This is a genomic window from Paenibacillus sp. FSL R5-0713 (assembly GCF_037973325.1).
GTDB lineage: Bacteria > Bacillota > Bacilli > Paenibacillales > Paenibacillaceae > Paenibacillus.
Window position 1 is genome coordinate 3,455,524 of record NZ_CP150229.1, and the last position, 11,517, is coordinate 3,467,040.

8 protein-coding genes are annotated in these 11,517 nt (G+C 42.5%); all 8 read left to right on the forward strand.

Annotated elements, in window-relative coordinates:
* The first annotated feature begins 83 nt into the window (after positions 1-83).
* The 8 genes from MKZ12_RS15400 to MKZ12_RS15435 all read left to right on the forward strand — a co-directional run bounded on the left by MKZ12_RS15400 (position 84) and on the right by MKZ12_RS15435 (position 11,482).
* Entirely contained in the window at positions 84-563 is a 480-nt protein-coding gene (locus MKZ12_RS15400) for a GyrI-like domain-containing protein (protein WP_339255244.1), read from the forward strand.
* A gap of 430 nt (positions 564-993) precedes the next feature.
* The gene (locus MKZ12_RS15405; protein WP_339255246.1) at positions 994-3,294 is read left to right on the forward strand and encodes a stalk domain-containing protein; all 2,301 of its coding nucleotides are present in this window, start codon (positions 994-996) and stop codon (positions 3,292-3,294) included.
* 264 nt (positions 3,295-3,558) lie between these two features.
* Positions 3,559-4,314 (forward strand): class I SAM-dependent methyltransferase, encoded by a 756-nt coding sequence (locus MKZ12_RS15410; RefSeq protein WP_339255248.1) that lies wholly within the window; start codon positions 3,559-3,561, stop codon positions 4,312-4,314.
* 242 nt (positions 4,315-4,556) lie between these two features.
* Positions 4,557-5,504, forward strand: a complete 948-nt coding sequence (locus tag MKZ12_RS15415; RefSeq protein WP_091018885.1) for an ABC transporter permease subunit — start codon at positions 4,557-4,559, stop codon at positions 5,502-5,504.
* Positions 5,505-5,517: 13 nt separating this feature from the next.
* Positions 5,518-6,387 (forward strand): carbohydrate ABC transporter permease, encoded by an 870-nt coding sequence (locus MKZ12_RS15420; RefSeq protein WP_339255251.1) that lies wholly within the window; start codon positions 5,518-5,520, stop codon positions 6,385-6,387.
* 65 nt (positions 6,388-6,452) lie between these two features.
* On the forward strand, positions 6,453-8,039 hold the full coding sequence (locus MKZ12_RS15425; RefSeq protein WP_339255252.1) for an extracellular solute-binding protein: 1,587 nt from the start codon (positions 6,453-6,455) through the stop codon (positions 8,037-8,039).
* A 93-nt stretch (positions 8,040-8,132) separates the two neighbouring features.
* On the forward strand, positions 8,133-9,872 hold the full coding sequence (locus MKZ12_RS15430; RefSeq protein WP_339242842.1) for a histidine kinase: 1,740 nt from the start codon (positions 8,133-8,135) through the stop codon (positions 9,870-9,872).
* Positions 9,872-11,482, forward strand: a complete 1,611-nt coding sequence (locus MKZ12_RS15435; RefSeq protein ID WP_339255254.1) for a response regulator — start codon at positions 9,872-9,874, stop codon at positions 11,480-11,482. Before MKZ12_RS15430 ends, MKZ12_RS15435 begins: the two co-directional genes overlap by 1 nt.
* Positions 11,483-11,517 lie beyond the last annotated feature (35 nt).

An 11,517-nucleotide genomic window follows, 5' to 3' on the forward strand; every position in this document is an offset into this window, starting at 1 on the left:
TATTCTGACATGATTTAAGGTTATTATAAACCCATCAAGTGAAAACACAAATCAATTGAAAATTAAAAGAGGATGGTGTAGCAATGAGTAATTATCATTTTGAAGAAAAAGACAGTTTTATCGTTTTAGGTATTGGTACGGAGCTTAAGAGCGACTACACAGACTATGCTGGCATCAACAAAGAGAAGGCGGATTTTTGGTCCACCGTGAGGGAGGATGGAAGCCTGGACACATTAAAGTCCCTTGCTACTAATGATTATATTTTTGCTGTAAATGAAGCAGTAAATAACAAAATGATGCATTATGCTGGCGTCATGACAGAAGAATCTCTGCCAGAAGCAACGAGAGTGATCCAATTTCCTAAGGGAGAATACCTGGTTGTGAAGGGCGAAGCAGAGACGGCAGAAGCGCTCAGCAATATGCTTACTGGCATTGCTTTTGGTCAAGCTCTCCCCGCAGAAAAGGATTACGTCTATGTTGGCGGACCCAATACAACGGTTGAAATGGGACAGAAAAACGGTCTGGTATATGGTGAAATGTGGATTCCTGTAGTACGGAATTAAAGAACAGTAGATCATAAGGTCCGAAACTATTTGAAGTGCACCCATTAGAATGGACATTGGTTAACCCACGGTTGATCCGATGAAATTCTACGAGGTGCACTTTATGCGTTGACGGAGACTCACATCAATTTTGCTATCAGGTTCCACCTTAACCGTAAGTTTTCTTTTAATTTGTTGGATATTCGCTTCATACGTGAGATAGTTCAATAGATTGCTAGAAAGACATAGATTATGTTGTGCAGAATCAAGATGATTATTCAAAAGAGGCTTTTTATTCAAGAACTTATAACCAAAGTTTGAAAGATCGTTGGCAAAATCCATAATTTTCAATTGATTTAGAAACTTTTCCCTGAATCTAGCGTCTAATACTATGAGTTTTTGAGGGGTTGTAAATAAATAACTAGAGAGTAGAAGGAGCCAAAGACAACGCATGAATATGAAGAAGAAATTATCCATTTTTACCGCTTTAGCCGTTTTTCAGGCATTTGCAGTTGGTTCTGTGAATGCGCAATCAACACAGCAAGGTGACACCACGTCAGTAAACACGGCAAACGTAGAATCCGTAGAGGTGTTAAAACAAGAGCAGCCGATTGCAGAGCGTGAAGTGAAGACAGAGAGCAATAACAAATCGATCAATACTCCGTCCTCTGAAGCCAAGGAAACTAAAACCTCGACTGGCGATCAGGCAACAACTAAAACAGATAGTGAGAAACCTGCATTGGATGGGGAAGAAGCCACTACTGACGCAACGGGCACGAAACCTGAGGTTCAAGAGGAAGTGCCTGAGAAGGTTGAAACGCCAGCTACGCCAGCAGAAATAGAGCAACCATCCATTGACGGGACGTCTCCTGTAGCAGCAGGTGGTAATCTGACGTTATACATGAATAGCAACAAAATGGAGCAGGATGGAAAAACGTATCTTGCTGGCCAGCCCATGGCTGTCAAAAACGGTGTATCCTATGTTGCCATTCGTGCGCTGGTTGACCGTGTGGGGTACGGGGTCAAATACGATAACAAAACCAAGGAAACCATCATTATTAGTGGTGACGATGAACTCCGATTCAAGACGAACAGCAAGGACTACACGGTAAATGGAGAGACCAGAACGATGAAAGGCCCTGCTTATCAGCAAAAAAATACGTTCATGGTGCCGTTAACTTCCATCACTCAAGCCCTGAACATCACCTATAAAGTGAATCAGTCAGCCAAGACGGTTGTGCTGAATCTGAATACGAAACCTGTTGCAAGCTTCACCATTACCCAAAAGGAAATCTTTGCAGGCGATACAGTGGACTACGTAACTTCAAACAGTTCACCCAATGGATTGGATATCGTTGACGAACGCTGGACAGGTCGCCAGGATTCATTTGATCAAGCAGGTACATATACGATTTCATATCAAGTACAGGATGCCAACGGCCAATGGAGTGATCCTTACTCGATTACCATTGAAGTTATGACTCCTAATCTTCCTCCTGTAGCCATGTTTGCCACGGATAAAGAACAATATAAAATGGGCGAAAAAATAACATACACCGACCAAAGCACAGATGATGAAAATAATATTGTCAAAGCTGTGTGGGAGAACAATTCACTTGCTTTCTTTGAACCGGGTCCAAAAACGGTAACACTTACGGTTACTGATAATCATGGCGCTACAAACACGTACTCCAAGGTGATCACCATAACCAATGAGACCTTATATTCATTTACCGACTTCAATTTACTCTTCACGCCAGTAGGACAGAAATTCACCTTTAACGGCGGTGAAGTGACCACAATGGAGAAAGTGCCGTATACGTATATGGATGAGCCAAGTTTGTTGATCCGTAGTAACAGCCCGGAAACGGTGAATACGGAAGGCATTGTGTATAAAGAATCATCTTCGGGACAGACCCGTTTCATGATTCACCACGTGAACAATACAGGCAAACGAGTAAAAATGTATGTGATTGCCACCAATAACAATCCGAATCCGGCTCTATTCGAACAGCAGAATATGGGCTTTGCTGGACCTACACCGTATGCTACTGTAGCCGGGAAATTGTCTATTGATAAATGGTTCAAGTCGATTCAGACCGGAGCGGATCAAAAGAAAGAGTACCTTCAACCTGGGGAAAGCAAATTGATTTTGACCGAACTTAATAAAACGCCGATGAAAGAAGGACAAGTCATCTCTCTCTATTCGGATGCATATAGTGATTATTCCTTAGACTATAACGTTATCCTGGTGGAAGAAAATAAAGATCCGTTCGAAGCGTTACCATTGCTTCCCGTGCTTGATCGTGACGGAGTGCATAACCGGGGGACGTACCCGAACGCAACTCGCATCATAAAGTACGATGAGCACGTGGGACTCAAACCGGCTCGTCTGCCACTTGGTGACAATTCAAGCGATCCCAATCTGGTAGGAACAGATCCGATGGCTTACACAGACGCATCCAACGCGGGTAATTTCGGCGTATTGTACAAAATCACGCTGACCAATGTTGCACCGCGTACGCTTATCTCCTTTAACCCTCGTGGAGGGAAGTACTCCGGAGTAGCGCTGGTGAACAACCAGTTGGTATCGATTGCCGAAGGCAACGTTGCCGTTGCCAATTCAAGTGAACAAAGCGTTCTTTACCGCACCGGATCAATCGGAGAGAGCGTAACGATTCTGTTCTCAGCCGCGCCAGGAAGCAACCTGCCGGTCAATCTGCTCTTTACACCGCTCCCATCGGAGAAGTAAGGTAGTTGTCTCTTATAACGAATGCTTTGAGCGATGCGTTAATCATCGACAGAAAAGACTCCATATGGGGTCTTTTCTTTTCATAAGGCAATATGAAGATGTACGTAATGGACACAATCAAAAAGTCATATATGCCACCGCTATTTCTACTTAGGAGGAATCCATTCCGATGAATGTATTAGGGATTATATAATCAATGATCAATACAGCCAAGATAAGCGCAGCTCATGGACCAGAAAAATATTGATGGGAGCGTGACGATCGATGAACAATAGAGAACGATTTACGAGTCGGGTCGATTCGTACTTGAAATACCGCCCGAGCTATCCAAAAGAGGCTATTGACTATATGTACGATGTCGTCGGTTTACGTGCGAACAGTACCATATCAGACATCGGTTCAGGTACTGGGATCATCTCAAAACTACTTCTGGAACGCGGAAGCTATGTAATAGCGGTCGAGCCAAATCAGGCTATGCGGGAAGCCGCCGAGCAAACGTTAAAAAGTAGTCCGCAATTCGTGAGTATAGCAGGTTCTGCAGAATCTACGGGATTACCTGATCAGTCGGTTGATTTTATTGTCTGTGCTCAGGCATTCCACTGGTTCGATCAATCCGCAGCCCAAATCGAGTTTCGCAGAATCCTACGGCCTGGCGGGAGAGTAATACTCATCTGGAATTCACGTCTTACACACGGTACTCCGTTTCGTGAAGAATACAATCAACTGCTCCATACATATGGAACCGACTACCAAAAAGTTAATCATAAAAATATCTCTCAAACGATGCTGCTCTCTTTTTTCAAGGAAGGTTCAATGCATGAAATGCGATTCAGAATGAGTCAGGAGTTCGATTTCGAAGGATTGAAAGGCAGGTTGCTATCATCTTCCTATAGCCCTGCACCAGGGCATGCAAATTACGATCCTATGATATCAGCACTGCGAAATTTATTTGATAAAAATAATCAAGAGGGTACTGTTGCATTCGACTATGAAACTGAAATGTTTTGGGGAGAAGTATAGATCCCCTAATGAAACCCAGTCATATCAATAAGGAATAAGAATATAACGCCATTTGAAAGTCGCTATTTTAGCGGCTTTTTTTATTTTATTAGAACAAGTTCTTGTCCAGCTTGCTTGGATTCAGTTGTTGAAACGAACCCTGGCACACTCCTTAAAATCTTATAAGAAATTCTTGAAATTTCAGAAATTTATCCGATAGACGGGTGCTATTATACAAATACAAACAAAGACGAGGTGATGAAATGCAAGCAAAATTGGCAGCGGACGCCGTTCCCATCTCCACAAAGCGAAAGTCATGGATCAGGACAATACAAAAGCACAAAGTGATGTATGCTCTCTTATTACCAGCCTTAATTTACTTTGCCGTGTTCAAATACATTCCTATGGCGGGAATCATGATTGCTTTTAAAAACTACAACCTCGCTCTGGGACTATGGGATAGCCCCTGGGTGGGATTCAAAAATTTTACGGATTTTATGAATGGCGTTTATTTCTGGGACATCATGAAAAATACGATCATCATATCGCTGTATAAGCTACTGTTCGGTTTCTCCGCTCCCATCGTACTTGCTTTACTCCTCAATGAAGTGTATAGCCAATGGTTTAAGAAAATCGTACAGACCATCACGTATTTGCCCCATTTTCTGTCATGGGTCATTGTGTATGGAATTATGGTGGCATTACTGGCCCCAGGCGATGGTCTCTTTAACATGATTATGAAGGATTTTGGTTTTGAACCCATATCGTTCCTAACGGAACCTGCCTGGGGCAGGTTGCTGATCATCTTATCTGAAGTATGGAAGGATATTGGATGGGGGGCGATATTGTACCTTGCCGCCTTGGCAGGAATCGATCCAAGCTTATATGAAGCTGCTCGAATGGATGGCGCTTCCAAATGGAGACAGCTCTGGCATATCACGTTACCTGGCATTCGAGGCGTCATTATTCTGATGCTGATTCTAAAATTAAGCCATATCCTGGATGCGGGTTTTGACCAAATATTCATGTTTGCCAACACGTTTAACCAGGAGAAGATCGACATTATTGACACATGGGTATACCGGGAAGGGTTGGAGCGTCTCAAGATTGGCTTGGCTACTGCTGTAGGATTGTTTAAAGCGGTCATCGGATTTGCTTTGGTGTTGGCAGCGAATAAGCTCGCCAAAAAATTCGATGGGCAAATTTGGTGAGGTGGTCTTTAGAATGATCCATATGACAATCAGTGAAAAAGTCTGGCAAACCGTCGTTTATGTGATGCTTATTTTGTTATCCCTACTTTGTGTGCTGCCCTTCCTCTATGTGGTTGCTGTCTCCGTAACGCCAGAATCGGAAGTATTAAGAAGAGGGATTGTGATTATACCCGAATCCTTTACTTTTCTGGCCTATAAAGAAGTATTCGTTTCTCACGGGATCTGGCAGGCGTATAAAATTACGTTGTTTCGAACGATTGTAGGCACTGCGTTAAATGTATTTTTTACAGTAATCGCGGCATATCCGTTATCCAAAAAATATTTGCCCGGAAGAAGTCCGTTTTTACTCTTCATTGTATTTACCATGATGTTCAGCGGGGGGTTAATTCCGACCTATCTACTAATTCGTTCTCTCGGATTGTTAAATAGTCCGTGGGTATTGATTATTCCCAATCTCATTAGTGCATTTAATCTGGTGATCATTAAAGGATTTTTTGAGCAACTACCTGGTGAAATCGAGGAATCCGCGAGGGTAGACGGTGCCAGTGAGCTTCAGACGTTATGGCGGATCATTTTACCTCTGTCGTTACCCGTGCTTTCAACCATTTCCTTGTTTTACGCAGTCGGGCATTGGAACAGTTATTTCGATGCCATTGTATATATCAATGATTCCAACTACATGCCACTTCAAGTGATTTTGCGCAATATCCTGCTTAACGTCGCAACGCAAAGCGCTGATTCGCTCGCCAATTCCGGAGCTGTCAGTACGTTCGCTGTGCAAATGGCTACAGTTGTTGTGACTACGGTCCCGATTTTGATCGTTTATCCATTTTTGCAAAAGCATTTTACCAAAGGTGTGCTCCTGGGATCCGTTAAAGGTTAAAAGGTGTTCCAACCTAACTTATTACGGGCAAACCGTGATAATATACAAACAAAGGAGAGGTCAATATGCAGCGTAAAAAGATTTCATTTGCTATTATGTCGGCAATCTTAGGACTTGGAACGCTATTGTCGGGTTGTGGGGGAAATGAAGAAGTTACATCGACAACCTCGAGTAATGTGCAAGACCAGTCTGGCCAGTTTGCAACCAAAATGAAGATCTCCATGTTTAACCAAGGTACGTTCAATGCTGCTGCTCCAGTACCTCCACGGGATGAAGATATTCAACGCCAAATGTTGGAAGAAGAGATGAACATCGACTTGGATATGATGATTCCTCAAGCGGGTCAAGCAACAACCAAACTGAACACGCTCATTGCAGGCGGGGATATTCCAGACTTGATCTTCTTGAAGAGTCGTGCTGATCTTGCACAATATTACGACCAAGGCGTGCTTGCGGATTTGACCCCTTATCTGGATCAGTTTCCTGAATTACAGAAACGGTTTGGCAATGACTCCTGGGAGGCGATGTCCTATCAAGGGAAAACGATCGGAGTTCCAGGCTATGATAATGTAAACGGTATCAGTCGTAGCTTCTTCATCCGTAACGATTGGCTGAAAAAGTTGAATATGGATGTGCCAACGACACCTGACGAGTTGTTCGAAGTTATGAAAGCCTTTACAGAGAAAGATCCGGACGGGAATGGCAAAAACGATACGTACGGATTCATCGGCGGTATGAATAAAGAAGGCAATCTGCAAACCTACGGCTTTGATAGCCTGATGTGGATGTTTGGCGTTAATCCTCCTTCGGCCGTTGAGATAAAAGATAATGAACCGGTATTCCTGTTTATCGATCCCAAAATGAAAGAGGCACTTGCCTACATTAACAAAATGATGGCAGCCAAAGTCGTAGATCCGGATTGGGTGACGATGAATTCACCTGATCTGTTGGATCAAAAGATGTTTAAGGGTAAAGTTGGCTTCATGATCAGAGATGCCCGCAGGCTGGAACCGGATTATCAACAGAAAATGAAAGAAATTAGTGGAGAGGTGCCGGAATGGATCGTTATTCCTCCGATGAAAGGTCCTTACGGCGATCAGATTGTAGAGAGAAAATCGTTCCAGGGCAATTCATGGGCCATATCTGCAAAAGCGGACGAGGACAAAATCATTCGCATCTTGTCCATGCTGAATTATCTCTTTACGGATGAAGAAGCCTATCCGAATTTTGCATACGGAATCAAAGGGATTCATTGGGATGTGGTGGATGGCAAAATCAAAAATAAAACCTCCGAGTTATCGAAGGAAATGAAAGAGAAGTACCTGTGGGTCGATCATTATAGAATGCCGCGGCGCGGTGATGATGCGGAGTACTTCAGCTTCCAGAATCCGAAGACAGCGGAAGCCTTCAAGAACAATCAGCAATATGTGGGGCCAACGTTACCCGGTAATTTATTGACCCCAGACCCGAGCGACACCTTGGATGCTGACCGCCAACGGTTCATTAATGAAAGCTTGGTCAAATTTATGACGGGCAAAGAACCTCTTTCCAACTGGGACAATTTCCTCCAAACGTTGGATACCAAGTTTGATATGCAGAAATATAAGGAAACAGCCATCCAGCAATTTAAAGACGCCGGCCTCATCAAGTAAAAATAAACAAAGAGAGAGTGGCTATTCGTAGCCCCTCTCTTTATTCGCATATGCTATTCTTAGTACAAAACGGAACTAAAAGGAAGATGATCGATGCGAAGAAGAATCAGCTTGCCTTTAAAATTGTTTTTTATCGTGTTTGCATTTGTATTGGGCTGCATCATCTTGATAAGCCAATTATCTTATCGCTATGTCCAAAAAGAAATACGAACCAATGATATTTATTACACCAATCAAATATTAGACAAGGTGGACCAGTATTTCACCGTTAACTTTTCCTCCTTCCAAACGATCCTCTTCTCGGTTGAAACTTCGGTGAAAGCCAATATTAACCATACCGAAGTGATTAAAGAGCAATTAAGAGAACTGTATGAACTCAACAGTAATTATGTTAGTAATATTTATTTGATCAAAAGCGATTTATCCATTCTGGGCGGAAGTGCACCTACACGAATATTCGATGAACCTTTATCGGAAAGAGAATCTTTATATGATGCGGCTGACAAAAATAGAAGGACTACCTTTGTTAGTGAACCATACAAATCAAAGTACTCCGGCTGGACTGTTACGATGGTTCGTTATCTGAACGGTGCTCCGTTTCCTATGGCCATTGCGGTTGATCTGGATCTAAATGCCATTGAAGAAACCTTGTTCAAGATTAATAAACAGGAACAAATGAATCTGGCTCTGATCACCGCCTCAGGTAAGATCATTGCCGGATTTTCTGAAAATAAAGGACCCCTGAGTATTCAAGATCATACGTTTTCGATCGGGGAGACGTCAGCGGAAGAAATTTTGGATACGTCAGAAACAAATCTTCAACTGCATACGAAGGATGGTATTCCCGTCTCTCTTTTGAAGAAACCAACGGAGAAATTCAACTGGACCATTGTCTCCGTTAATGATGAATCCCGTTTGAAAGCAGCTTTGTCCAGATTGGAAACCTATTATATTGAGCTTCTGGCTGCAGGTCTTCTGTTAAGTTTGTTCATTTCTTTCATGGTTGCCAAATTTATAAGAAAACCACTATATACACTCAAAACAAAAATGAAACAGGTCGAACAAGGCATCCTCACAACGACAGTAACCATTAACCGGAACGATGAGTTTGGAGATCTTTCACGCGCATTTGATCGTATGTTACAGCAAATTGTTGAACTGATTCGCCGAGCCGAGCTTCATAATGAACTTGAGCGGAAGCTGGAAATTCAGGTATTACAGTCTCAAATAAACCCACATTTTCTGTATAACACGCTTGGTTCGATCAGCAATGTGATACGTCTTGGACAAATAGAGAAAGTCGATGTGGTAATCGGGTCGCTCATTTCATTATTGGAGTATGGGATAGACGATGCTTCTGAGAAGGTTTCCCTACGCCAGGAATTACGCAATGTAGCGGACTATATCGAGATCCAGAACATTCGGTATAACCGAAACTTCAATTTGATTGAACATATCGAAGCAGGATTAATGGATTTTCCGGTTTTCCGAATGTTGTTGCAGCCCCTTGTGGAGAATAGTATCTTCCATGGTTATAACGGAGGCGAAATTGAGGGACCTATTACGATTCATGCGTACAGGGAGGAAGACTATGTCATCATCGAAGTTGTTGACCAAGGTGAGGGAATTCCGGCCGACCAATTAAAGCATATTTTAATCTCAGAACCGAGTGAAGAGGAAGTAAAAAGAAAAAGAATCGGGTTGAATAATATTCATAGTCGAATAAGACTTCACTACGGAGATCAATTCGGACTGGATATCATTAGCATACCTAAGGAAATAACCCGCATACGCGCATTATTCCCGGCAGAATTGCAAAAAGGAGATGCATAATGGGGAAAGAGTATACCTGCTTCATTGTTGACGATGAAGACCTGATCATTCAACGATTGGAATTGTTTTTTAGTGAGCTATCTCATAGGGATAAGCGATTTGTTCTAGTGGGAAAAGCAAATAATGGGCTGAATGGGATCGAGGAGATCATCAAACTTAAGCCGGATATCGTTATATCCGATATCGTTATGCCGCGAATGGACGGCATCTCCATGATTGAGCAGCTCAAGGCGGAACTCCCCCATACCCAGTACATACTTTTGACCGCCTATTCATCCTTTGAATACGCCCAGCGAGCTATTCAAGCCAACGTATTGGAGTACATTGTAAAGGTTCCGCTAAGGGAAGCCGATCTGAATCGAGCATTGGATAAGGCAGCTGGAATTCTAAATGAGTTTGAGAAAAAAGAAGCGGAATTTCACTCGTTAAACGTATCCGTACTTGAAAATAAATATAGAGTCCGTAAGCAATTTTTTAACGAACTGATCCGAGGTGAAATTCCTTCTCATCGGGCATCGGATTTTGCCAATCGTATGCAGTTTCATTTCTTTCAAGCCAACTATTGCTGCTTCATCGTTGAGATGAATACGTATGAAAGTTTCCGAAACGAATACGCTGCCGCAGATCAAAACATCTTGAAATATGCGATTACGAATATCATCGAAGAAACGGTGATGAGTGGCGGCAGCGGTGTAGCTGCGGATCTGTCCGATAATCGGTTTATTGGCTTTTTATCCTGGGAAAATAACCGCAGTGATATGGAAACGGAATATGCTTGCCTATCCTTGGGAGGGCAGATCATCACTCATTTGCATCAATATTTGAATCAAAGGGTATCCGTCGCTTTTGGAGGTCCACATCGAGGATGGGAATCGATCAAACAGGCGTACACGGAAGCAAAAAATGTGAGTGAGGATTTCTATTATCATACCGAAAAAGTAGTCAAAACACCGATGCATCGGTTCCAATACCATAATGACAAAAAAGCAGACTTTCAGCAAAAGGTGAATGATTTTCTTATACGGCTCAAACGAAAGATTTCCAAGGAAGAGCTGGACAATGCACTTGCCGAACTGTTGCAATTTGTTTCGGACCATAAAATCCACAGATCCATCATGGCGCCCATGATTAGAGACTTGTACAGAGAGATTACCTTAAAGTTTAAATCGGGTAACAAGTTGACCACGGAAGTAGCAGAATTCCCTATGGAATATATGGCATTTCAAGAGCAGCTCGCCTATATTGGCGACTTCACATTCGAATACGTGCATGCAGGCCAACGATTACATCGTGCAGAAATCATGAGTGCTATTCATTTTATAGAGAAAAACCTGAAACAGCGTTTAACGCTGGAGGCCATTGCGGAGGAAGTGAATCTAGCGCCATCGTATTTTAGCAGCTTATTCAAAAAAACAATGAACGAAGGCGTGATTAGCTACATCAACCGTAAAAAAATCAACCTCGCTCTCGAGTTGTTAAATGTCCGGGATTATTCTTTATTGGAATTGTGCGAGGAAGTAGGCATTGTCAATGAAGGTTACTTTTGCAAACTTTTCAAAGAATATACCGGTGATACACCTAAGCAATACCGGATCAAAATGACACGGTAGGAATTCCAATAAGGATGCAAAAAATGTATGATTTT